The following is a 23,341-nucleotide window of genomic DNA, read 5'->3' as shown; positions in this document are numbered from 1 at the left end:
CGTTGCCCCTTTACGCCTGCTGCTCGGCAGCGGCGGCCTCGGCCTGGGCGCGCTGCTCGGCGGCCTCGCGCTCGAAGGTCTCAAAGCCGTTCTTGTCGATCCAGGGGATCAGCGAGGCGTCGTCCTCGCGCACGATGTGGCCCTTGACCATAACGTGGACGCGGTCGACATCCAGGTGCTCCAGGATGCGCGTGTTGTGCGTGATGATGAGCATGGAGCCGTCGCAGCTCTTGCGGTAGGCGTCCATGCCATGGCTGACGGTGGAAAGGGCGTCGACGTCCAGGCCGGAGTCGGTTTCGTCCAGGATGGCGAGCTTGGGCTGCAACAGCAAAAGCTGGAGCATCTCGACCTTCTTCTTCTCGCCGCCCGAGAAGCCCACGCCCAGCTCGCGGTTGAGATAGGCGGTATCCATGTTGAGCTCGGCCGCGAGCTCCTTCACGCGGCGGCGGAACTCCTTACCCTTCATCTCCAGGCCGGGGCGGCCGGCGATGCTGGCGCGCAAAAAGCTCGACAGCGGCACGCCCGGAATCTCGACCGGGGCCTGGAAGCTCAGGAACAGGCCGGCGCGCGAGCGCTTGTCGGTGGTGAGCTCGGTGATGTCCTGGCCATCAAAGATGATGCGGCCGTCGTTGACCGTGTAGATGGGGTCGCCCATGATCAGGTGGCCGAGGGTGGACTTGCCGGCGCCGTTGGGTCCCATCAGCACGTGGGTCTCGCCGGCGGCGACGTTGAGGTTGACGTTGTGGAGGATGGTCTTCTCGTCCACGGAGGCGGTCAGACCTTCGATGGAAAGCAGCGGATTTGCGCTCATGCTGTCCCTCTCTGTATATGGTGTACTCATAGGCGTACTAAACCCTAGGAATCTTCTCGGAATAAAGTTACTATGGGTTCGGCGTTAGTCAAGGGAAAACCCGACTAATCCACTCGACTTTTCAAATTCTGGGACAAAATAACCTGTTGTGTTTGTCTCATTTACTTAAGATTTGGGACAAACAAAGCTGGTTATATTGTCCCAGATGCGATGGGAGGGTAGGTATGCTCATTTCTTCCAAGGGCCGCTATGCCCTCCGGCTGATGATCTATATCGCGGCGCTGGGCGACGCCGAGGGCAAGATTGCCCTGCGCGAGGTTGCCGACCGCGAGCATATCTCACAAAAGTATTTGGAGCAGCTGGTTCGTCCGCTTATGAAGGCGGGCCTGCTTAAGAGCGTGCGCGGCAAGGGCGGTGGCTACATGATGGCCAAGGATCCAGCCGAGGTGCGTGCCGGCGACATCCTGCGCGCCGTCGAGGGCAGCACGGCTCCGGTGGCGTGCGATGGCATCGACAACAGCTGCACCCGTAGCGATTTGTGCTCGACCGTCAAGTTCTGGCGCGGCCTGGACGACGTGATCGAAAAGTACGTCGACGGCGTGACGTTGGCCGACCTGGCCGCCGTTCCCGAAATCAACTTTGACATTAAGCTGTAGGGCTGCAAATGGCATCTCTCGACAAGGTGTGCAAACAAATCGAAGTTTTTGCTCGGGAATGTGACGCCGAGAAGGTTGTGCTGTTTGGTTCTCGTGCTCGAGGCGACAACTTACCCAAGAGCGATATTGACATCGCCGTAGCAGGTTGTCGGGATTTCGGCCGTTTCTCATATTTGATCGAGGAGCGTCTTGATACTCTTTTAGATGTAGATGTCGTCAATCTCGACGAGTCCTTGTCGCAGCAATTGCTCGATGAAATTGCCAGGGATGGTGTGATTCTGTATGAAAAAATATGAGAACTTTGCCAGTGCCTTGGCGAATCTTGAGGATGCGCCCAATCAGGATCTCAACAATGATTTTGTTCAGAGTGGATTGATTAATAAGTTCAATCTTCAATTTGAACTGAGCTGGAAGCTCCTTAAGCGTCTGCTCGAGTATGAGGGTGCCACGCTTGCCGCGTCGGGGTCTCCTCGTGCCATCTTGAAGGAGTCGTACCGATTCTATGACTTTATTGATGAGGCGGCCTGGCTAGATATGCTCAGAGACCGCAATACGAACGTCCATATCTATGACAACAAGCTCGCTCAAGATTTGATTCAGCGCATCTTGAACGTCTATATTCCCGCTTTCTGTCAGTTGAGGGACGGGCTGATGGAGCGATACGGCGAGCTTCTGATGGCGCCCGACGACCAGTTTGTTTAATTCCTTAAGATTTCGCGGAGGGTTGTTGCCGTTTACCGAGGGGTTGTTGTGCAACAACGGGCGAGCTGCAATACTTATTTTTATCTTTGCAAACTGAACTTTAACTACACCAATGCAGGGAGGATCTTATGCAGCCCAAGCATTCTGCGATTGTCGCGGGCCTGACGCTGGCGCTTTCGTTTGGCGCCGTTTCCGCGCCGGCACCCGCCGCTGCCGAGGAGCCCACGCCAGGCGTTGCCTCGGATGCCACCGATATCGATAAGGGTCTCTACACCCAGCAGTCTTTCTCGGGCGTGCTGAGGTCGGTCCAGGGTGTCTCGTTTGTCAACGTGACTCCCGAGATGAAGTACTTCACCAAATATGAGAGCCATGGCAACTATAACCAGGGCTTTTCGTATGGCGACGGTTATAACGCGCTGGGCTATTACCAGTTCGACCGCCGTTGGTCGCTCATCCCGTTTATGAAGCAGGCCTACAACTACAACCCTGAAAAATACAGCATGCTCAAGGATGCGATTGATCGCGGCAGCGAGATTTCCAACACGAGCAATGCCATGTACGAGAACGGCCAGCTCACCGAGTTGGGCCGTATCGCTCAGGATGCCTTCCAAGGTGCGTACAACACCGATCCTGTTGAGTTCTCAGCACTTCAAGATGCCTGTGCGTACAACTCGTACTATGCGGTGACCGAGGCGTGGCTCAAGAGCGGCCTTGGTATTGATATTTCGGGCCGTGCCGATTGCGTCAAGGGCATGGTGTGGAGCATTACCAACATGTGCGGCACCGGTGGCTGCAGGGACTTCTTCCGCTGGGCGAATCTTTCTAATGATATGACTGACCGTGAGTTTGTGACGGCGCTCTCCAATAGCGTGGTCAACAATGTCGCCACCAAGTATTCGAGCCAGCCCCAGTATCATGAGGGCTGGAAGAACCGTTATAAGAATGAGCTGAAGGACTGCTTGGCTTATATCGCCGAGGACGAGGCCGCTGCCGCTGCGACGCCCGTGCAGCCCGAGCCTACACCGGCGCCCTCGCCGACACCTGATTCGAATGACGACTCGAGTGACGATGCCAACGATGACAGGATGGATGCGCCCTCGACCGATGCTGACGGTAATGGCTCTGCTGGTGGCACTACCAACGACGGCTCTACCTCGAACGGCTCCAATTCGAACGGCTCTGCTGCGGGCGATTCGTCTTCAAGCTCTGCCGGCAATACGGACAGCGACGCTTCTGGTTCGACCGACGCTGACACCTCTAACTCATCCACCGGCTCGAGCGATTCGTCCGTTGACACCGGCTCTAACAACGGCTCTGGCTCTGACGCAACCCCTGATTCCGATGCTTCCAAGGACGACTCGAATAAGGCGCCGGACGCTCCCGTTGCTTCGCCGGACAAGAAGCCTTCTTTCTCCGAGCAGCTTGGTTCTACGCTGGGTTCTTCGCTGATGGCTGGCGTCAATAACGGCTCGGCCCAGAACAAGGACAACTCTGATCAGGCTTCCACGGAAAAGACCGAAGCCGCAAAGGGCGACTCCAAGGATAAGGCTTCCGAGAAGGTTGAATCCGATAAGGGTTCTAGCTCTGATGAGAAGGACGACAAGTCCGCTCAGAAGAAGGACGAGGACAAGAAGTCTGAATCTGAGGAGAAGGACAAGAACAAGGACAAGACCGAGGACGGAAAGCAGCAGGGCGAGGACAGCAGTAAGGGCAACACCGACAACCAGAACCAAGAGCAAAATGACTCCAAGACGGTGACCACTACAACCACCACTACAACGACTAAGACTTCGGGCGGTAACATGCCCAAGACGGGCGACCTTATCGTTATGGCGAGCCTTGCCAGCGCGAGCTTGGCCACGCTGGGCGCTACGTCTATCGTAAGTGGTAAGCATAAGCTCGATCAGCAGAAGAAGGCTTCTGGGGAGGACGACTCGGGGGAGTAGGCTCTCAGTTGCCAGATAACTAAATAGTCGGGACGGGGTCCGGTGCGAATGTATCGGGCCCCGTTTTGTTGTGCAACGATTAATTGTGCCCCCTCACACCTCTTGTTACTACCGTTGCCCGATATGTTTGCGCGGCGACATCGGTACATGCGATGCGGTCATTACAATTGGCATCGTGCTGCGATTTAGGGGGAACGTTTTGGTGTCTGAACAGGCAAATGTTGATTGTGCTGCTGGCTTTGGCGTGCGTTTGATCGGCTGTGCCGACGATGCGGCTTTGCCCATTGGCATGCACGACTATGCGGAGGCTCTTGGTTGCTGCACGCTGGTCGACAAGACCATGTTTATTGCCGATGTGTTGGACTGCGACGCGTCCGTTGTGGTGTGCTGTCGACCCGAGGGTTTTGGCAAAAGCATGAACTTGTCGACGCTCAGGGCTTTTCTGGAGCGTCCAGCGGTTGGTCGCGCTGATCAGCGTTTGTTTGCCAATGCTCAGATTTGGGATGCAGACGGTGGGCGCTATCGGGATGAATATGCTTGCTATCCGGTGATATCGCTGGACTTTTCTGGCGCTGCGAGGCGTGGTGCCGCTATTGCCGACGTCGTGCGCGATGCCCTTTCGGGCGAGTGCGCTCGCTTGTTGGCGCTCTTGGAGGCTCCTGATTTAGCTCGAGAAAAGGTGCGTCACATCGAACGTGTTGCGCGTGGCGTGGCGAGCGCGGACGAGGTTGACTCGGTGCTCGGTGTGCTCATTGAGCTGCTGGAGATGGCCTGCGATGAGCAGGTTGTATTGCTCGTTGATGGGTACGATGCGGCGTGGTCTCGCCGTGCGAGCGCGAGGGACGCTTCCGACGCCGATCCGGCAGGGCTATTCGATCGCGTGCTGTTCGACGCCATTGCCACTGCGCGCGATTCGTTGCGGCTGACGTGTCTGATGGGGGAGTGTCCCGGTCCTGCCGAAGCGGCGCTTTCTTCGCGCAGTTGTTCGTATTGTCTGTCGACGCCGCTTTCGACGTGGTGTGACCGTTGGTTCGGCTTTTCGGATGCCGAGGTCCAGGCTCTGTTGAATCATGCTGGGCGCGAGGAATACCTTGATGATGCGCGTGAATGGCTCGAGGGATATCGGTTTGGTAGGGCCTATTGCTCGAGTCCAGCGCGTGTGATCGGTTTTCTGGACCGAGGTTGCACGGCGCCTGTGCGCGCCGATCTGTATGGGTATGCGGATTGCCTGAGTAGGGTAGTTGCCGGGTGGAATCTCGACCGCCTTTCGGTCTTGTTTGATTTGCTCGAGGCCCATGGGTGTGCTGAGGTCCCGCTTTGTTTGGGCACTGCAGAGCCAGATGTCTCGCCTGACGATGGCATGTGGACAGCGCTGTATCTGTCCGGTTTTCTCACGACGGATATGACTGAGGAGCCAGAGCATGGCGATCGGCTCCGTGCTTTGCGATTGCCCAATAACGAGCTACGCCAGGCCTTGCGTCTAGTGATTGTTGAGTGGTTTGAGTGCGCTGCCGAAGACATTCGAGACGTCGATGCGTTTCGCGACGGGCTGTGCCGTGGGAACGAGGATACCGTGAGGCGGGCGCTAAGTCGCATCCTGGGGGATGCGGGAATCGGTGAGACCGACCCAGATACGCCGCTGCCATATCATCTGCTCTTGCAGGGGCTCTGCTTTGGCTTGCCGGGCTATGCCAATCCTGCCTCGAGGCGAAAGTGTGGCGCGAGTCGCTGGGACATCCAGGTTTTCCCTACGGGCACTGTGCTCGACGTAGCAGACACGATTGGCATGCTGGACGAGCGCCCGCTTATAACGATCAATATGATGTATGACCCCGATGTGGATGCGCTGGGGTTGGAATTGCTGGCCGTGCAGTCGCTACTCGACATAGAGCGCGACGGCATCGACGATATCCGTGTGCCGCGCCCCGGCGTGGGTCGCATGCGCTGGGGGTTCGGTTTTGATGGGCGGCGTGCGTCCGTGGTGTGCCAACGTCTGTAGCGGCGGGCGAAAGCCCTTTACTGTTCCGCGTCCTTCATGGGCGGCATGGGCTTCCAGTTGGGATCCTTGATGATCTTGCGCGCGTCTTTCATGCCACGGCGCAGCGCCGGAATACCGGTCTTAAAGCACTTGTCAACGGCGGCCAGGCGAATGAACTCCTTGCAGAAGGTCGCGGCGTTGCCCAGACGGAACAGCATGGGGTGATAGTCGCCATAGATCTGCATGTAGCGGGCCAGATAACCGCGGTTGCGCATGATGTAGTAGCGGTTGGTGTCGCTCGTGGAGTTGAGCTGGCGCTTGCCGGCGATATCCCAGTTGGAGACGGCGCGGGCGCGCTTGAGCACCACGTCGGCGACCACGGCGGCGGGGAAGTGCTGGCTGGCTACGTAGCCGTAGCAGGCATCGTCGCCGTAGATAAAGAAGCGCGCGTCGGGCAGGCCAATCTTGTCGACCACGCGGCGCGAGAACATGCCGCCCTCAAAGCACAGCTGGTTCATGGCGCGATAACCCTCTGGACCCAAGTCCCACTTGGCGACTGGGTTGGGAATGCCGAGCGAAAGGATGAGTTGGTATTGCCAAAAGAAGGCGCCGCCGTCAAAGTCCAGGCGCGAACCCTGGATGACATCGTAGCGGTCGGTCCACTTGGCAAGACGCTCGATGCCTTCGGGGATGACGAGCACGTCGTCGTCCATCACCCAGAACCACTGGGCGCCCAGGTCGTAGGCGCACTTGGTGCCGGCGGAGAAGCCGCCCGCGCCGCCACCGTTTTCAAGCTGCGGCGCGTAGATAACGCGGTCGGTGCCGCCCTGCGCGTCAGGTTGCTCGGTGTCGATGCCCCACAGGTTGGCCAGGCGCTCGTTGAATGCGGTGCACATGGCCTCGGTCTTGCGTGAATTCTCGTTATCGACAATCACGATGCGCCAGGGCGTTGCCGTGAGCTCGGTCATGGAGTCGAACAAGTTGGCCAGGAGTTCCTGGCGCTTGTACGTAACGACGACGATGGCAAGCTTGTCGATGGGAGCGGGGAGGGTTGAAGGCATGGGGCAATATATCCTTTCACGCGCGGCGGGCGAGTGCTGCGCGGAAGCTATCGAATACGTCCTTGGGACTGTCCTATTGTAAAGGCTCGGCGCACCTTAGCGGCAAGCTTTGAATAAAACGCAGGAACCTGCCATGGGCCCGCCGCATGACGTGGGGCTGCTTTGCCCGCAAGAGGCTCCATAGATTATATAAACGCCCGCTGGCGCGCTGACCCTTTGATACCATGAAATGACAGGTATTTCCTAAGGAGCACATTTGTCTACTAACGCCTCTGGCAGCCCTGTTCTGTCGCTGCTTATTCCCATTTACAATGTTCAGCGCTACCTGCGCGAGTGCCTCGATTCCGCCCTGGCGCAGACGCTCAAGGATATTGAGATCATCTGCATTAACGACGGGTCGACCGACAACTCGCCGGCGATTATCCGCGAGTATATGGAGCGCGATGGGCGCGTCAAGATGATTGACAAGGCCAACAGCGGCTACGGCGACTCGATGAACCACGGCCTGGAGATGGCGCGTGGCAAGTACGTTGGCATCTTGGAGTCCGATGACTTTATGGCGCCCGACGCACTCGAAATGCTTGTCTCGGCTGCCGATAGCAATAATGCCGACTTTGCGAAGGCGAACTTTGATTTCTACTGGTCTAAGCCCGAGGAGCGCCGTTCGCTGCACGAGATGTTTAAAGTCAAGGACTGTGGCAAGCCGGTGCACCCGAGCGATACGACGCAGTTCTTTAAGCAAAAGCCGTCGATTTGGTCGGCCGTGTACCGTCGCGATTTTCTTGAGCGCAACGGCATTACGTTCCTGCCGACTCCGGGAGCATCCTTTCAGGACACGTCATTCGCCTTTAAGGTGATCGCGTGCGCCGATAAGGCTATTTACCTGCATGATGCCGTGTTGTCGTATCGCCAGGACAACGAGAATTCCTCGGTCAATTCTTCGGCTAAGGTCTTTTGCGTCAATACCGAGTATGCCGAGATTGAGCGTTGGATTCGAGAGGATTATGCCCGCGACCACGCAAGTGATGACGTCTTGCGCATGCTCAAGTTCAATCAGCTCATTAAGTACGATTCGTACATGTGGAACTACGTGCGCCTGGCGCCTAAGTTCTATAAGGAGTTCCTGGTTCAGATGGCCAAGGAGTTCCAAGCGGCCTTGGACGCCGGGGACTTTTCGCTTGACGACCTCAAGCCGTGGAAGCGCGCAAATCTCGCTGTCATCCTCAAAGATCCTGAGGGCTGGGTTGACGAGCATCCGAGTTTTGCGACGGATGGTGCCTTGGGGCGTGCTAAGTATTACGCCTCGGTTGGAGGTCCAGGCGTGGTTGCTGCCTTCCTCATCGAATCGCTGAGGGGGTAGGTCGACATGGAAGAGACTTTGATTCCCAAAGCGACCATTGTCGTTCCCGTCTACAATTCGTCGCGCTCCATTCAGCGATGCCTCGATTCGCTGTTGGCCCAGTCCGAGCGCTCGATTCAGGTTGTCTGCGTCAACGACGGTTCGACTGATGATTCGTTGAACGTGTTGCGCCAGATCGCGCAGGCCGACGATCGCGTGCTGGTGATTGACCAGGAAAACGCGGGTGTCTCGTGTGCTCGAAATGCCGGTATCGATGTCGCCGAGGGCGAGACCGTCTTTTTTGTGGACGCCGACGATTACATCGATGCCCAGACGGTCGAGCGCGTGCTGCATGCCATGGAGTCATCAGATGCCGAGGCCGCCGTTTTTGGCGGCGTCTGTGAACCTGCCGATGCTGCCCCCAAACGCGTCCAGCAACTCATGAGCCCCAAAGCTGGTACCTTCGGCGCCCGCGATCCTCAGCTGCTGTTCCATTCGAATGCGCAGCCATATGCCTGCCGTGCGGCTTTTTCGCGCGAGCTGCTCAATCGCGAAGGCATTCGCTTCGCCCCCGGTTTGGCTTTGGGCGAGGACGTCGTCTTCCAATTTGCGGCTTATGCGCTTGCCCGCAAGACCGTCGTCATGCCGGACAAGTTCTACCACTACGTGATGGAGAGCGAATCGGCGACGCACGAGTTCAACAGTGTCGAGGCTCGCGCTAAAAAGCTTGACGCCCACATGAGGATGCTCGAGGAGGTCTTGGAGGACTGGGCGGCCTACGGTCTTTTAGACCTGTGCCCCGGCGAGCTGATAACTTGGTTTTTGGACCTAACTGTGTTCGACCTGGCGCGCTTGGATGCCGATGACTTCCATCGCGTGGCGGCTCGCGTCAACATGGACCTCACGACGTTTTTGGGAACGGCGTGGGCGGATGTGCCTGCTAAGGGCGCCGTTCGCCGTGTTGCCCGCAAGCTCGTTGCGGCGACCTCGGGCGTTACGATGGCAGACGCCACGCTGTTCTATCTTTCGACTCGCGGTCTCAAAGCCTGCTTGGAGCACTTTATCTAATTCCAAGCGCTGCCGCCCGCCGCAACTCGGCTGCTAAAATAACCCTGTTACACGCTATTCAACAGGAGGTTCTCTTGCAGAACTCTGATACCCCTAAAGTTTCGCTGCTTGTCCCCATCTGCAATGTCGAACGCTACCTGCGCGAGTGCCTTGATTCCGCCGTGGCGCAGACGCTCAAAGACATCGAGATTATCTGTATCAACGACGGCTCCACCGATAGTTCGCCAGATATCATCCGCGAGTACATGGAGCGCGATTCCCGTGTAAAGATGATCGACAAAGCCAACAGCGGCTACGGCGACTCGATGAACCGCGGCCTGGAGATGGCGCGCGGTGAGTACGTGGGCATCCTTGAGTCCGACGACTTTATGTTTGAGGATTCGCTCCAAAAGCTGGTCGCCAAGGCCGATGCTGAGCATGCCGATGTGGTAAAGGGCGACTTTTACCTGTATTGGTCCACGCCCAGCGAGCGCCGTGAGCTGTTTGGGATCATCGACGAGCATATGACGGGCGCCGCGTATCGCCCCGTCGATCGTCCGGGCATCTTCTACCGCAAACCTTCCATTTGGTCGGCTATCTATCGGCGCGAGTTCCTCAACGACAATCAGATTCGGTTCCTTCCCACGCCGGGCGCCTCGTATCAGGACGCAGGCTTTAACTTTAAGGTTTGGGCTTGCGCCGAGCGTGCCGCGTTTATTACTGACCCAATTTTGTGCTATCGCCAGGATAATGAGAAGAGCTCCGTTAATTCGCCCAACAAGGTGTTTTGCGTGTGCGATGAATATGCCGAGATGCAGCGCTTTTTGGGCGAGCGTCCCGAGCTCAAGGCTCAGCTCCAGGGCATTTTAATGCGCATGAAGGTCGATACGTACCGTTGGAATGATGAGCGTCTGGTCGATGAACTGCGCGAGAAGTTTTGGAAGAAAGCCTCGTCCGAGCTCAAGGCCGATTGGGATGCCGGTCGCTTTGACCTGTCGCTGTTTGATCCGCGTGGCGAGACCGACTTGCGTCTGATGGTCAAGTCGCCCCGCGCCTATATCGATTCGCGCTTTGACTTTAAGAAGCCGGGCAAGCTCAATACGTTTAAGCATTACTTTAAGATTGGCGGCCTGTCGCTGGTCTGGCGCGTGCTGACGTATCAGCGCACCTACGGCGACAACCCGCACCCCGATGACGTTCCGGCCGCACAGTAGGAGCGAGTGACTATGGCTAACCCCAAGATTTCCGTTGTCGTTCCCATCTATAAAGTGGAGGAGTGCCTGGCCTGGTGCCTGGACTCCCTGCTTGCGCAGGACATGCCCGATTGGGAGGGCGTGCTGGTCAACGATGGCTCGCCGGATGGCTCGCGCGATATTGCGGCCGCCTATTGCGAAAAGGACGCGCGCTTCACGCTGGTCGATAAGCCCAATGGCGGCCTGTCGAGTGCACGTAATGCAGGCATCGCCGCGTCCACGGCGTCTATCGTCGCGTTTTTGGATTCCGACGACCGATTTACGCCCGATGCATGCCGTGTGATCGTCGATGCATTTGAGCGCGAGGACTGCGACGTTTTGACCTTTGGCGCGAATCCGTATCCGCTGGAGGCGGGGTATCCGTGGCTTAACTATGTGCTGAGTCCGCGCGATGTGTCGTTTAAAGGCTATAGCTCTGAACTGCTGTTTAGGGAAGCATCTCGCCCCTTTGCATGGCGCACCGCCTGTGGGCGTGAGTTTTTGCTGGGCAACGGGATCGTGTTCGATGAAACCGTTAAGTATGGCGAGGACCAGGTCTTCGATTTCGCCGTGTACGGTCGTTCGCGTAAGACCGCGCTTATCTCGAACAAGCTGTATGACTACCGCGTGGCGCGCAAGGGCTCGCTTATGGACACCATGCGCTACGACGACGAGACACGTCTGCTGGAGCACGTGAAGATTTACTCTGCGGTGCTGGCTGACTGGCAGCGCGACGGTCTCGATGTCCTGCATGCCGATGACCTGGCGTACTTCCTATGCGATCTGGTGCTGTACGATGCGCTCAGGTTGCTGGGTTCGGACTGCGGCAAGGTGTTTGCTGCCGTTGCCACGGCGCTTGCCGGTTCTGCCGTGGGCAGCGATGCTGCGCTCGCACAATGCGCTTCTTCTGTTGCTGCTATGGTGCGTGCGGCGCTTACCAGCAAGGCCCCCAATGCCCGTGGGTGCAAAAAGCTCATGTTCGATTACGACGTCTTGAGGTTTGGGCGCCTGGGTGCCTGCAAACGCATGGCAGCGAACGCCCTGGGAAAGCGAGAAGTGTAGATGAGTATCAAGCGTTTGGCACTTTGCCGCAGTCAGGGCCGTCTGTTTGTGCTGCTTCGTTTTGCCGGTCAGGATGTCGCCGCGCTTATCGAGCGGGAGGGTTCTCAAGCGTTTGTCCATGCGACGACGAGCGGTTCTTGTGTGCCGTCGCTGGTGCTCCCGGTCGATCGTGGCCGTGTGCTGGCGCTTTGCCCTTCCGTTTCCGATTACGAGCGCGAGCTCGCCGTCTTGGTGCTTCCGTTTTTGGATGGCTCGTCGATGGATGTCGTTTTTGCATCCGGTGGCCAAAGGTTGGGCTCCATTCGCCTCGATAGCCGCGTGGCCAAGTTGGAATCCAAGATTAACTACAAAGCAAAGCCTGCGCTGTGTGCGCTTATCCGCGATGCGCAGCGTGGCGAACACTGCGGCCTCTACGAGATCGATGCCATTCGCTATTTGCCGGCAGACGCCGGCGCGGTGTGGCGCTATGAGGTTACGTGGGCGGGAGATCCTCAGTGCGCCCCTGAGATCCAGATCTTCGATACGCATATGAATGCGATCGATGCCACCGTGCATGTGTTTGAGTCGCAGGTCGATGTGCCGCAGCAGGACGGATGCCGCGTCAATAAAACGTATCTGAGTGTTGAGATGCCCCAGGATATACGAGATTTTGTCGCGATTGTGAGCGATCCCACGGAGCAGATTCAGAGTGGTTTTTGCGCTATGGATGGCCGCCTGTACAACGGCATGGTCGACGACAGCTGGAACCGCATGAAAGACGCGCGTGCAGACGACGCGGCTTATCGACGTTGGTTTGAACAGCATCGCGCAAAGCCGGGCGATCTGGCGTGCCAGCGTGTCGCTTCGGCGACCTTTGCCTATAGGCCGCTCGTGAGCATTGTGGTGCCGTGCTACAAGACTGATCGGGTCTACCTGCGCGAGCTGCTGGAATCGGTGCTAGCCCAGAGCTATGACAACTGGGAGCTGCTCCTTATGGATGCCTCGCCTGAATGGGATGCGGTGGCCGACATTGCGGCGGATGCCAATGACGAGCGCATCCGTCGCATTGAGCTGCCCGGCAACGGCGGCATTGTGGTCAACACCAACGCTGGTATTGAGCAAGCGACGGGCGACTACATCGCGTTCTTGGACCATGACGACATTCTGGAACCGGACGCGTTATTCCGCTATGTTGCCGCGCTGAACAAGGCTGCCGAGGACGAGCGTCCCCAGGTCCTGTTCTGCGACGAGGACATGTTCCAGAAAACGGGGGAGTGGGGCCAGCCGGTCTTTAAGACCAAACTCAACGTTGACCTGCTCTATAGCCATAACTGCGTGACGCATTTCCTGATGGTGGAGAAGGCGCTCATCGACCGTATTGGCATGTCGCCGGAAGACGTCGCGGGCGCCCAAGATTACGACCTTACGCTTCGCTGCCTTGCGGCGGGCGCGCGGTTTGAGCATGTCGCGCACGTGCTGTATCACTGGCGCGTTCATCCGGGATCGACCGCCGATGGCTCTGCCGATAGCAAGCCGTATGCTATTGAAGCCGGGCGCCTTGCGCTTCAGCGTCACTTTGACGCGCTGGGCATTCACGGAACGGCCGAGGAGACCGAGACGCCGTTTGTCTACCGCATGCGCTATGCGCTGCCGGAGTCTGCGCCGCTGGTGAGCATTGTGATTCCCACCAAGGACCACGTTGAGACGCTCGATGCCTGTGTGATGTCGATCGCCCTGAAGGCCACGTATGCCAACTACGAGATCGTCTTGGTGGAGAACAACAGCGAAGCCCCGGAGACGTTTGCGTATTACGAAACCCTGCCAGAGCGCGTGGCTGCAGCATCCGAAGGCAAGGGCATCGCGCGCGTTGCGTATTGGCCGGGTGAGTTCAATTACTCCCAGATCATTAACTTTGGCGTGGAGCATGCCAAGGGTGATTACCTTCTGTTGCTGAACAACGATACCGAGGTCATAAGCCCGGACTTTATCGAAGAGATGATGGGCTATCTGCAGCGTCCCGATGCGGGCGTGGTGGGCGCCAAACTCTACTTTGCCGATCATCTGGTGCAACATGCCGGCATTTTGGTTGGCGTGCGTGGCGCACTTGCCCATGCCAGCCAGGACTTCTCGGCAAAGCGCGAGGGCTATCTTGCCCGCGCTGTGCGCCCCGGTAACTTCAGCGCCGTAACGGGTGCCTGCCAGATGGTCCGACGCGACGTATTTGAGCGGGTCGGCGGCTACAACGAGGAATTCGCCGTCGGTTTTAACGACGCTGACTTTTGCCTGCGCGTGTGGGAGGCCGGCTACCGCACCATCTTTACGCCCTATGCAGAGCTGTACCACTACGAGTTCACCTCGCGCGGCAGGGAAGAGGCCAACGAGGAAAAGCTGCGCCGCTGGAAGCGCGAGCAAGCACTGTTTATTCAGCGCTGGCCGGAGTTCTTCTTGACGGGCGATCCGTGGTTGGGGCCGAACTTATCCGCTGAAAGCGAGTATTTCTCGCTTTAGAAAATGGATTTTAGGAAGTCCTCAACTTACTTACGATATGAGCTTGGAATAAAGCAACGTTGGACTACTTGCTAAGATAAATTACGAAAGCTCGATACTTTCGCGATAAGTTTATACAGGCTTATATAACTCGATATTATCCGATATAAGTAGATATCGCACTTGCCTTTGCCGGCTTACCCGCCGGCGTTATGGATCTTATTAACGGCAAGGCGCTTACGTTCTTGCGTCATGCCCTCCCCGAAGATCTGGCACCTATCAACCAGGTGGAGGTAGCGCTCTCTATGGGCGATAGCTTTGTCGCGACTGGTTTGACCATAGAGGACAATCTTCTGTCGAGAGCCGCTAAGGCCACTAAGGGCTATGCCTATCTGGTGCAACTGGTCGGTTACTCCATTTGGCAACGCGCCAACTTGCATCGTGCCAAAAGTGCCATTGTGAGCGAGGGCGACGTCACCGAAGGCATTGCGCTGGCAGAGGCTCGTTTTCACGATGTTGTTCACGAGCCCGCGATTTCTGGACTTGGACTCAACGATATCAAATACCTTTTGGCCATGTGCGAGGATAAGCAGCAGTCCAAATCATCTGAGATTGCTAAACGCATGGGTAAAAAGACCAATGAGGTCAGCTCTATTAGGGCTAAGCTGCTTCAAAGAGAGGTTATTCAAGCTCCGCAGAGGGGCTACGTGCAGTTTGCCGTGCCGGACCTAGATATCTATCTGCGAGAGAACGCCGCGGAGATTCTCGAGCGGTTCTAAATCGAGGCATGAATAGCCGCCGGTTAACTGCCCTTGTCGACTTGGCTCGCGTCCCCCCAATCTAGTAGACTCTGAACCGTTGCTAGATTGGGGGGATTTTCCATGAAACGCTCCATGAAACGAGTTTCCGGGGCCGTTCGGATGCCGTGGCGCAGCAGGGACTTGAGCTTCTCGGCGAACACCTGCTCTTTCGAGTTCGCAAGCAGGCAGACGCCCTCCTGCCGGTGTGCCACGTCGAACCACAGCTCGTCCTGCTCCATCGCAGCGCTCGCGTGGACCCCCAGGTCGAGCTTCGTGTCGAACGTGCTGCGCCCGTCGCTGACCTTGAGGTTGACGCGCCTGCCCTTGTAGTCCTGCTGCGACAGCTCCTCTATCTCGCCGGCGATGCGGACGGTTACGCCGTCGCCGAGGTTCGAGAGGGCGGACACAAAGGAGCGAATGGAGGCGTCGGTCATCGGGTACCGCACGAAGTCGAGGTCTATGTCCTGGGTTGCGCGGCGCCCGCTCCCCGACAGCGCGCACATCAGGACCCCTCCCTTGACCGTCACTCGGTCGCGCATGCCGGATGCCGCCAGCTTTGAGAGGATCACGTCCTGGCAGACGCGCGCGGTCGCGTTGAGGCAGGAGTAGCCCTCCTCGCGCTCGTAGCGCGCCCTCATCTCGTTCAGGTCCATCAGAATACCTCCTCCATGGCGCGCTCGAGGTGTGCCTCGCCGTGCGGGATTGCCTCCGCGTAGTCCTGCAGCCTGTATATGTCCAGCCGCTCCGACCGCCTGCGGAACGAGGCGACGGCCTCCCGGTAGAGGTCGTAGGGCAGCTTGTTGCGCGAGCGCATGAGCTCGAGGAGCATGCGCTCGGGGTCGTAAGCGGCAAGCTCGGTCCCGTCCACCGAGACGGTCGACCTCCCGACGCCCAGCCATCCCTCCGGGATGAAGTGCTGGCGCACGGCGGCGTCGCGTATCTTGGTCCCACCGCGCTTCGTGGCCAGGTCGATCCGTTCGGGGGGCGCGGTCACGAGCCCGTGGGCGTAGAGCGCGGTCTGCCCGGTCAGGATGCCCCCGGGGTAGCGCTTCGCGATCACGGCGAGGGCGTCCTCGTCCCGGTTGGTCGAGTACATCCCTCGGCCGACGGGGTGGAGCGTCCCTTCCGACACCGCCTTGCGAACGCGGTACCTGCTCCCGAGTTCAGCCAGCGCCTCCCGGTAGGTGATCACCATGCCGACCTCCCCTCGAAAGCCATATAAGCCTACATCTGATGACAATTGTAGGCTTATATGGCTTTTCATGGAACGACTCATTGCGGCACCTCCCTCGCCATGACGGTGCCTTACTTTGATGGCCCTTTCCTCGTTTGCATCTGCTATATGAAGGAACGTCGATTCTGGTGCTCGGGCGAAGGCGCTACGCGATGAAATTCTCCACCAGCGTAACCATGGAGTCCTTCTCGCTTGGGTCAGAGAGGGCAATCATGAGCGTCATGGCCGCGAGCGCGTTGCCCTCCACGTGGAGTCTTTCGCCGTTGCGCAGTATCCCGTTCTTGTCGAGGAAGTGAATGAAGAGCGCCGCTGCAGAGCGCTTGTTGCCATCCAAGAATGGATGGTCCTTCACTACGAGGTAGAGAAGGTTGGCGGCCTTTGCTTGAACGGAGGGATATAGGTCTTGGTCGCCAAAGCCCTGATAGAGGGCGCTGATGATTCCGGCGAACTGGTTGTCCCGCTCTCGTCCGAACAGGGTGGACGACGAGTAGAACGGTAGACTGCGGACGACTTCGAGGGCTTCGGTGTAACCGAGCTCCCAGTTGGGCTCGTTGCCCTGGGGCGCCTTCATCCTTCCCGTGTCGTATTCATCGAGCAGAGTCAGGCTCGGAAGGTACTTCTGTAGAATTTCTGCCGCACCGGAGAGTTCCGGAGTACTCGACCTCTCGAGGACCTTGAAGACCGTTCCGAGCGCCTCGAGTCTCTTTTGGTTGATGGAGTATCCCTGGAGTAGATGCTGCTTGAGCACGCCATTTGCCCACCGGCGGAAGTACACGCCCTGCTGAGACTTCACGCGGTAGCCAACCGAGATGATCATGTCGAGGTTGTAGTGCTCGACCTGACGTTTGACCGTTCTTGTTCCCTCTAAGCGAACTATTTCAAAAAATGAAATAGTTCGAATTCCGGCAAGCTCTTCCTTTGCTGCGGAATGAATGTGCTTGGAGATAGTCGGCACTCCGCGCCCGAACAACGTCGCCATCTGCTGCTGGGTTAGCCAGACCGTATCGCCGTCGACGCGCACGTCAAGGTGGACTGCGTGGTCGGGGTCCTCGTACAAAGCGATCTGCTGGCTTGCGTTGGAATTGTCCATGATGTATGCCCCTTCGGTTTAGTCGACATGCTATGATCCGCACGCCGGAGGACGAGTGGTTTCAACATGCCGGTATTGCGTAGCTTCAACCGGCATCCCGCCGGTCAGTCGGCGTCGCGTGCGCCGGCTAAGCCAGGGTCGGGGCAGCGGGGATCCGCGGCGCCGGCGCTTCGTACCATTGGGGGCCTCCGAAGCGACTTTCACTCTGTCTTATTCTGGTAGATACAGTGTACCACGAAACGCGAACATGCGTACGTATTTCTGTTTAAATTTTAGCTGGACGCGGCGGTGTGTCGTCCTCTACCTTGTTCTCCGAAGCCAGCTGTATTCCGGGCCGCGGTTCTACAAGGCAGGGGGTAGTCAGATGGATAGGATTATCCTTCTCCTACTTCTCTTGACCTTCCTGGTCATCCTGAGCAAGTAATGGGCTTTAGTGGGTGCCAAGCTCTACTTTGCTGGCCATCTGGTTCAGCTAGCTGGCATTGTGGTCGGCGTGCGCGGCGCCCTTGCCCATGCCAACTGGGACTTTTCGGCAAAGCGCGAGGGATATCTTGCCCGTGCCGTGCACCCGGGCAACTTCAGCGCCGTTACGGGCGCCTGCCAGATGGTCCGTCGCGACGTTTATGAACGGGTTGAAGGCTGCGACGAGAAGTTTGCCGTCGGTTTTAACGATGCGGATTTTTGCCTGCGCGTATGGGGGCTACCGCACCATCTTTACACCTTATGCTGAGCTGCACCACTACGAGTTCACTTCGCGCAGCAGGGAAGAGGCCAGCGAGGAAAAGCTGCGCCGTTGGAAGCGCGAGCAGGCACTGTTTATGCAGCACTGGCTGGAGTTCTTCTTGACGGGTGATCCGTGGCTGGGGCCGAACCTTAGCAGCGAGTGCGTGTATGGTGCGCTGAAAATTACTGTGCTTGTTCTGGCTTGTTGCTAGGCGTAGCGCGCGTCCCGCCGGTTGAGAAGCTCGCAGTAGTTCGACACCGCCTCTACCTGCGGCGCCTGCTCCTGCGGCTTACCATCCTACTCACCCACGTATGACTCCCATGCCCCGAGCGGGCAAAAGGAAATGCCCACAACGTCTCCGTTGCGGGCATTCTCCGGGCCGGCCACAAATAGCTTTATCGAATCCGATTGCTCTTCATCATCCGGATCGTTGGCGTCTCGTCGGCAAAGTCATCGTCTATCTGTAGTTCAAGGGGCACCGTAATGGAGCTTCCCAGCGCGGTCGCGGTTCCCGGGGCGAATGCGGGAAGGCGCATGACCTGGCCATTTGATATGGAAGGGATATTGCGGCGAACGTAATCGAGGTCGTAAGAGTTCTGAATGCGGTGGATTATGAAGGTTCCCGTCTGAGAGAGCACGACGCGGGAAAGCTCACTGGGGATTTGGCTGATGGCGGTAAGGTAAATGCCAAACTTACGGCCCTCCCGTGCAATTCGATTGAACACTGAGTCGTCTGTCAGGTCTGCATCCCTGATATAGCGATGCGCCTCGTCAAAAATGAGATAGATGGGTGTCGAGGAGCCTCTTCCTGCATCTAGGCTAGCCTGAAAGAGGGTGCGCGCAACGTAGTGGGAAAACAACTTCAATCCTGACTCGTCGATTATCTGAGATACGTCTAGCACAAGAATGCCATGCCCCTTGTTTAAGAGGGCAGCAATTGACTCGCCCCGCTCAAGTGAGAAGAGGTCTTGCGAATACCTTTCCCTAAGGTTTCTAAGCTGAGTAACCAGCCCCTCTGAATACGACCTTATCTGACGGTTGCCCCGCACTTCTTCTTCGTCGAACACGAAGTCAAGCGCATCAACGACGTCAGAGATTGAGACCTCGCTTTTAGGTTTTTCGTACTCACATAAGATGCGTTCGATATTGGGAAGTCCATCGGACATGTATTCGTCCTCGATGAACTCCTTCAAAAGGGACTCAAGCCCTTCGACGACATCTTTCGATATGTTTCCGTATTCCAGGTTGAAAGACACTAACAGGTTATGAGCGGTCTGAGGGCGAGAGAAGGGTCCGGACTCGCGTTCGAGAATCTTGTTAAGTTCTCCCTCAATCGGCTGGTAATACTTTGAGACCTGAAACTTCCTCGCTGCGTGGCTATCGATGCTCGTGTCCCGAATTGCGGTATATGCAAAGGCAGCAAATAGCTTCTTCTTGCCCTCCTCGTTGAGGTGGGAGTATCTCACGGCCCTCTCAAACAGAGGTTTCTGGATGCGTCGCGAGGGGTCGAGAATAGCTGACCAGTCATCCATCGACAACTCTCCGGGCGCGAGGTGGTACTCATCAGCGCCGATTCGTCTCGTGCAGCCGTAACCGCCGCGCGTGAGAAAGTCATAATCGCCGTGCAGATCGAAGACGAAGAATCGGGGCTCTGCATCGAGCGCGTCCTCGGCATCTAAGAGCGATGCCGCCCTATCAAGCAGGAGCCGCGCGGTTGAGGACTTTCCCGAGCCGGTATTACCGAGAATAGCGAGATGACCAGAGAACAGGGAATCGATATCAAAAGTGGGTCTTACTGAATCGTACCCAGCGAGGGACCCAATCTCGACTCCTTCCCGCACGCAAAAGACCCTCTTGAGGATTGATTCATCGCAGGCATAGACATTGGAGCCGACCATGGGGAGGTCTACTACGCCGGGCACGTAGGAAGATCCTTCAATCTCTCCAATGGGGACGGCGGTGAAGATATAGCTCGTGCTAAACCTCGACGAAGGCTGGTCGGAATACGGCCTCTCGGCCTCTTCTACGGAAGTCACGCGAAAAATGATCTTTGTCGAGATAGAGAGATAGGAAAAGAGATATTGATTGAGCCCGTTTAGATGCCTTGGCTCGCCATCGAGCATCCGGTCTGAAAAGTCGGAACGTGATGCGCGTAGTCTTATCTTCTCCTGATCCATATAGCAGATGGTGCCGATGAGCCAACCCGGATTGGGAACCTCATTAGTCATTCTTGTCACCAAGCCCCAAAGATCCAGATGCCACATCGTCTCCGAAGGTGATCTCGGGCCCGATAAAGTCAGCAAATTCCGAGAAGTATAGCGGGCGCTTGCGGTCCAGTTCCCTTTCACTTGGATATACGAAATAGGTGTTCGCGCCACCTGCCTTATCGTAGAACACACGTGTAGGGGAACCGACATCTGCTTCTGCCGGGTTGCCGATAAAGGCGAGGAGCGTGAAATCGGGCCTCGCAAGAGCCTGGCTGATAAGGTTTGATATGTGAGAGTCCGCGAAGCTGAATCCACAAGTCAGAAGGACTGTGTTGGGGACGGCGAGGGCATTTACGAACTCGCGGAACATATCGCTATAGGGGGAGCCCTGGGTCAAGGCGTATTTGGAAGTCATCGGGGCGATAAGTTGTCTGTCGCCTTGGTACTCGTCGGTGATGTCGGGAAACCTGGGGACCCTTACGACGTTTCCGTCATAAATCCTCCAGTTGATGGACCCGTGCATCTTGTAAAGGCGAAAGAAGGGGTTCACCGGTTCGTAGTGATCCCTGAATCTCTCGTCGAGGTCAATCGGCCTGCGATGGTATTCCCGCGGGTTGAATGTGGGTATCAGCCCGTTCGAGAACCCGTCCACATAGGCGTAGCCGCTCGATTCAAGGGCCATCTCATGAAATAGGTCGTAGTTTGTTGTGAAGAGATTAACGACGTCGAAGGCAGCTTGACCACCGCGCGCAAGGATCTGTCGCGATACGCCAAGTCCCTGAACAAACTTACGATAGCTATCAAGGACGTCGGAGTGCTCCGCGCTGTATTTGATGTCGACGGACTCGAGAAAGGCCTTGCGAACTGCATCGGAAACCCTCTTGTCGTCATCGGCGCTATCTAGAGAGCCCTCGATGCGCTGACTCAGCCACGAGAGGAGGTTCTCTATGTTCGAGTACTTCGCAGGGTCTTCGTTATCTCGACAGGCAATTTTAGTTATCCGACTTTCCAGAAGGATAGATAGATCGGGATCGTTGAGCTTGAGGTCCGCTCGCAAGTTCCTGAAGGTTTCACCCATCAGGGGAATGGCCGGAGTAGATGCGCCAGAGCCGATAAGCGTGGCTAGGTTAATCGACCTGGAAAGAATGCCTTGAACAAAATGTCTGGCTTCTACCGCGTTTACCTCACGCCTTGTTGCACCCCTCTGCAAGGTAAAAAGGGGTTTGGAGGATTCTTTCTGCATATCGGAGGACACGTTGCCCGGTATGTTTATTGCGTTGTCAGACATGCATGCTCCCAATAAACTCAAGAACTCCTGCTCGAACGCGCCCGGGAACTGAAACATCCGCTCCTTGCCCCCGATGCTCACGTAGATCGAGCCGCCGTCTATCCTCGTCACGGTGCCGGCGCCCCATGCCTTGTGGCGCACCTTGCACCCGGCTCCCAGTGCGTTCAACTGGGCCTTGTTCGACGCCGGCCGCGCCGCTGTCGGCCGCGGTTTTCGGCTTCTCTGCGCCAGCCTTTCTCGCCGCGACGGCACCGTGTATGCAGTCGGTCGCGCTCTTGCGGTAGCGCGAGGCCACCACGGAAAGCTTGCGTCGCAGCACCTCAGCGAGGAAGTTGCCGTTGTCGTACGGCGGCTCCAGGAACCGGGAGTCGATGCGCTCCGTCTCGGATTTCACCATGTCAAGCATGGCGTTCACCTCGCACTCGTTGGTGAAGACCTCGCCAACGTCCTGAACGCGCTCCTTTGATTTACCCTGTACAGCCAAAAAACACCCCTTAGCCCATGCCGGCGGATCAGAAAACCGCAGCATAAAACACTAGTGAACAATTCTAACAGAAGGTGCGGACGCAATATTGCATCTGTTCCCAAGCGGAGCCTTTGCAGCAACCGCCACGGGACGCAGGCCAACCGTTCATTATTATGCCCATTACAGCGGAGCAACCACTGCCACGTGCTCGCCCGTCGGGGGCCGCCCGCGCCGAACTTGCGTTCGCTCCGGGTGCCGAGCTGGGTCGGTCGCGCCGCGGGCCGCCCATGCGCGTGGAATGGCCTCGTAGCCGAGTCCCAGGTACGCGAGCACCGGTGTCGCCGCCGCGCCCGCGATGCCCAGCCAGAACGCCAGCGGCTTCGTGCGGACCCTCCAGTTGATGCCCATAGGTCTTCTCCTTCCATGGGCAATTCAAAGGGGCTGGTCGCCTGCGCGCCGCGGAGGAGGCGCAGGTACAGCCCGTACGTGGGCGAGGTCTACGTGGCGCCTGGGAACACCTGCCTGGACGAGAGGGGCAGACACCGCTTCGCGGCCAGCCAAACGGGCTGTGGGTCACAGGCATCACGGAATTCCGCATCCCCGCCGGCAAGTGCACCTCTCGCCGGCGATCAATTGCTTCAACGGAATGCCCGTCGGCTGGTCCATCGGCACGCCCCCGAACGCGGTGCTTGCCAACTCATCGCTCCTGCGGGCCTGCTCGCAGCTTGCGTATGGTGAGCACCACTGGGTGCACTCCGACCGCGGCAGCCATTACCGGTGGCCCGGTTGGATCGCCATCTGCGATGGGCACGGCATCGTGCGCTCGATGACGAGGAAGGGGTGCTCACCCGACAATTCAAGGGCGGAGGGCTTCTTCGGCAGGCTGAAGGTGGAGTCCTTCCACGGAAGGGGCTGGGACGATGCTGGCATGGGGGAGTTCATGGAGATGCCGGACGCCTATCTGTTCTGGTACCGCGACAAGCGCCGCAAGAGCGACCTGGGCTATATGAGCCCGATGCAGTTCCGAAGAAGCCTAGGTCCTGTAGCGTAGGAACACAGTCCGGGGTTTCCACTGCAGTCCCCGGTGTTCAGTTTAGCCCTTGACAGAAGCAGTCCACCTGGAGCGCAACGTCGCGGAGTGGTGCCGCCACAAGCGCGTCGGGGGCGCCACCGTTGCCGCGCTGAAGGCCGCCTTCATGGACAAGCTCGGTAAGGTCGCGTAGGATATCGGC

Annotated in this window: 23 protein-coding genes; 14 read left to right on the top strand and 9 right to left on the bottom strand. The window is 57.7% G+C overall.

All coding sequences use genetic code 11. The features are described from left to right. Positions 1–10: 10 nt before the first annotated feature. Positions 11–811 (bottom strand): Fe-S cluster assembly ATPase SufC, encoded by an 801-nt coding sequence (gene sufC / locus AAAX32_RS04315; protein WP_349100093.1) that lies wholly within the window; start codon positions 809–811, stop codon positions 11–13. Positions 812–1,035: 224 nt separating this feature from the next. Here sufC and AAAX32_RS04310 point away from each other — a divergent pair, with 224 nt between their 5' ends. From AAAX32_RS04310 to AAAX32_RS04290, 5 genes are all read left to right on the top strand, one after another. Beyond that, positions 1,036–1,467, top strand: a complete 432-nt coding sequence (locus AAAX32_RS04310) for an Rrf2 family transcriptional regulator (protein WP_055310594.1) — start codon at positions 1,036–1,038, stop codon at positions 1,465–1,467. 8 nt (positions 1,468–1,475) lie between these two features. Then, positions 1,476–1,763 carry a nucleotidyltransferase domain-containing protein gene (locus AAAX32_RS04305; RefSeq protein WP_271746573.1) on the top strand — a complete coding sequence of 96 codons (288 nt, stop codon included), beginning with the start codon at positions 1,476–1,478 and terminating at the stop codon, positions 1,761–1,763. Continuing rightward, the gene (locus AAAX32_RS04300; RefSeq protein ID WP_138375172.1) at positions 1,750–2,169 is read left to right on the top strand and encodes an HI0074 family nucleotidyltransferase substrate-binding subunit; all 420 of its coding nucleotides are present in this window, start codon (positions 1,750–1,752) and stop codon (positions 2,167–2,169) included. Before AAAX32_RS04305 ends, AAAX32_RS04300 begins: the two co-directional genes overlap by 14 nt. Positions 2,170–2,297: 128 nt before the next feature. Further along, positions 2,298–4,115, top strand: coding sequence for a hypothetical protein (locus tag AAAX32_RS04295; protein WP_349100092.1), 1,818 nt, complete (start codon positions 2,298–2,300; stop codon positions 4,113–4,115). 202 nt (positions 4,116–4,317) lie between these two features. Then, entirely contained in the window at positions 4,318–6,114 is a 1,797-nt protein-coding gene (locus AAAX32_RS04290) for an AAA family ATPase (RefSeq protein WP_349100091.1), read from the top strand. A 17-nt stretch (positions 6,115–6,131) separates the two neighbouring features. Here AAAX32_RS04290 and AAAX32_RS04285 read toward each other — a convergent pair whose 3' ends face one another. Continuing rightward, the gene (locus AAAX32_RS04285) at positions 6,132–7,154 is read right to left on the bottom strand and encodes a glycosyltransferase (RefSeq protein WP_226802737.1); all 1,023 of its coding nucleotides are present in this window, start codon (positions 7,152–7,154) and stop codon (positions 6,132–6,134) included. Between the two features lie 256 nt (positions 7,155–7,410). Here AAAX32_RS04285 and AAAX32_RS04280 point away from each other — a divergent pair, with 256 nt between their 5' ends. The 6 genes from AAAX32_RS04280 to AAAX32_RS04255 all read left to right on the top strand — a co-directional run bounded on the left by AAAX32_RS04280 (position 7,411) and on the right by AAAX32_RS04255 (position 15,079). Then, the gene (locus tag AAAX32_RS04280; RefSeq protein ID WP_349100090.1) at positions 7,411–8,514 is read left to right on the top strand and encodes a glycosyltransferase; all 1,104 of its coding nucleotides are present in this window, start codon (positions 7,411–7,413) and stop codon (positions 8,512–8,514) included. Positions 8,515–8,520: 6 nt separating this feature from the next. Next, on the top strand, positions 8,521–9,561 hold the full coding sequence (locus AAAX32_RS04275) for a glycosyltransferase (RefSeq protein WP_217107912.1): 1,041 nt from the start codon (positions 8,521–8,523) through the stop codon (positions 9,559–9,561). A 74-nt stretch (positions 9,562–9,635) separates the two neighbouring features. Beyond that, a complete protein-coding gene (locus tag AAAX32_RS04270; protein WP_226802739.1) occupies positions 9,636–10,754 on the top strand; it encodes a glycosyltransferase family 2 protein in 1,119 nt (372 codons plus the stop codon). Between the two features lie 12 nt (positions 10,755–10,766). Beyond that, the gene (locus AAAX32_RS04265) at positions 10,767–11,834 is read left to right on the top strand and encodes a glycosyltransferase (protein ID WP_349100089.1); all 1,068 of its coding nucleotides are present in this window, start codon (positions 10,767–10,769) and stop codon (positions 11,832–11,834) included. Then, entirely contained in the window at positions 11,835–14,321 is a 2,487-nt protein-coding gene (locus tag AAAX32_RS04260; protein WP_226802741.1) for a glycosyltransferase family 2 protein, read from the top strand. A 191-nt stretch (positions 14,322–14,512) separates the two neighbouring features. Further along, positions 14,513–15,079 carry a hypothetical protein gene (locus tag AAAX32_RS04255; protein WP_217107909.1) on the top strand — a complete coding sequence of 189 codons (567 nt, stop codon included), beginning with the start codon at positions 14,513–14,515 and terminating at the stop codon, positions 15,077–15,079. A gap of 23 nt (positions 15,080–15,102) precedes the next feature. Here AAAX32_RS04255 and AAAX32_RS04250 read toward each other — a convergent pair whose 3' ends face one another. From AAAX32_RS04250 to rhuM, 3 genes are all read right to left on the bottom strand, one after another. Then, complete coding sequence (locus AAAX32_RS04250; RefSeq protein ID WP_055252274.1) at positions 15,103–15,753, bottom strand: nucleotidyl transferase AbiEii/AbiGii toxin family protein; 651 nt, start codon at positions 15,751–15,753, stop codon at positions 15,103–15,105. Continuing rightward, on the bottom strand, positions 15,753–16,295 hold the full coding sequence (locus AAAX32_RS04245; protein ID WP_349100088.1) for a hypothetical protein: 543 nt from the start codon (positions 16,293–16,295) through the stop codon (positions 15,753–15,755). Before AAAX32_RS04245 ends, AAAX32_RS04250 begins: the two co-directional genes overlap by 1 nt. Positions 16,296–16,479: 184 nt before the next feature. Next, positions 16,480–17,424: a RhuM family protein gene (gene rhuM, locus AAAX32_RS04240; RefSeq protein ID WP_217107908.1), complete on the bottom strand. Its 945-nt coding sequence runs from the start codon at positions 17,422–17,424 to the stop codon at positions 16,480–16,482. Between the two features lie 433 nt (positions 17,425–17,857). On the opposite strand from rhuM, the gene AAAX32_RS04235 reads away from it, so the two are divergent. Next, positions 17,858–18,154: a hypothetical protein gene (locus AAAX32_RS04235; protein WP_055252705.1), complete on the top strand. Its 297-nt coding sequence runs from the start codon at positions 17,858–17,860 to the stop codon at positions 18,152–18,154. A 389-nt stretch (positions 18,155–18,543) separates the two neighbouring features. Here the strand turns inward: AAAX32_RS04235 and AAAX32_RS04230 are convergent, their stop codons facing one another. The 4 genes from AAAX32_RS04230 to AAAX32_RS04215 all read right to left on the bottom strand — a co-directional run bounded on the left by AAAX32_RS04230 (position 18,544) and on the right by AAAX32_RS04215 (position 22,517). Next, positions 18,544–20,325 carry an ATP-binding protein gene (locus AAAX32_RS04230; RefSeq protein ID WP_226790516.1) on the bottom strand — a complete coding sequence of 594 codons (1,782 nt, stop codon included), beginning with the start codon at positions 20,323–20,325 and terminating at the stop codon, positions 18,544–18,546. Between the two features lie 43 nt (positions 20,326–20,368). Beyond that, the gene (locus tag AAAX32_RS04225; protein WP_158571031.1) at positions 20,369–21,643 is read right to left on the bottom strand and encodes an SIR2 family protein; all 1,275 of its coding nucleotides are present in this window, start codon (positions 21,641–21,643) and stop codon (positions 20,369–20,371) included. Continuing rightward, the gene (locus AAAX32_RS04220; RefSeq protein ID WP_226790515.1) at positions 21,636–22,127 is read right to left on the bottom strand and encodes a hypothetical protein; all 492 of its coding nucleotides are present in this window, start codon (positions 22,125–22,127) and stop codon (positions 21,636–21,638) included. Before AAAX32_RS04220 ends, AAAX32_RS04225 begins: the two co-directional genes overlap by 8 nt. A gap of 162 nt (positions 22,128–22,289) precedes the next feature. Continuing rightward, on the bottom strand, positions 22,290–22,517 hold the full coding sequence (locus AAAX32_RS04215) for a phage holin (RefSeq protein ID WP_217107906.1): 228 nt from the start codon (positions 22,515–22,517) through the stop codon (positions 22,290–22,292). On the opposite strand from AAAX32_RS04215, the gene AAAX32_RS04210 reads away from it, so the two are divergent. Further along, positions 22,465–23,160: a DDE-type integrase/transposase/recombinase gene (locus tag AAAX32_RS04210; protein WP_118270799.1), complete on the top strand. Its 696-nt coding sequence runs from the start codon at positions 22,465–22,467 to the stop codon at positions 23,158–23,160. The two genes, AAAX32_RS04215 and AAAX32_RS04210, sit on opposite strands and share 53 nt — an antisense overlap. Before the next feature lie 49 nt (positions 23,161–23,209). Then, complete coding sequence (locus tag AAAX32_RS04205; RefSeq protein ID WP_255413388.1) at positions 23,210–23,332, top strand: hypothetical protein; 123 nt, start codon at positions 23,210–23,212, stop codon at positions 23,330–23,332. The last annotated feature ends 9 nt before the right edge of the window (positions 23,333–23,341 follow it).

The sequence above is a fragment of the Collinsella sp. CLA-ER-H3 genome, from assembly GCF_040092425.1.
Taxonomy (GTDB): domain Bacteria; phylum Actinomycetota; class Coriobacteriia; order Coriobacteriales; family Coriobacteriaceae; genus Collinsella.
Note: the sequence above shows the minus strand (reverse complement) of the source record. Positions and strands in the feature narration are given on the sequence as shown.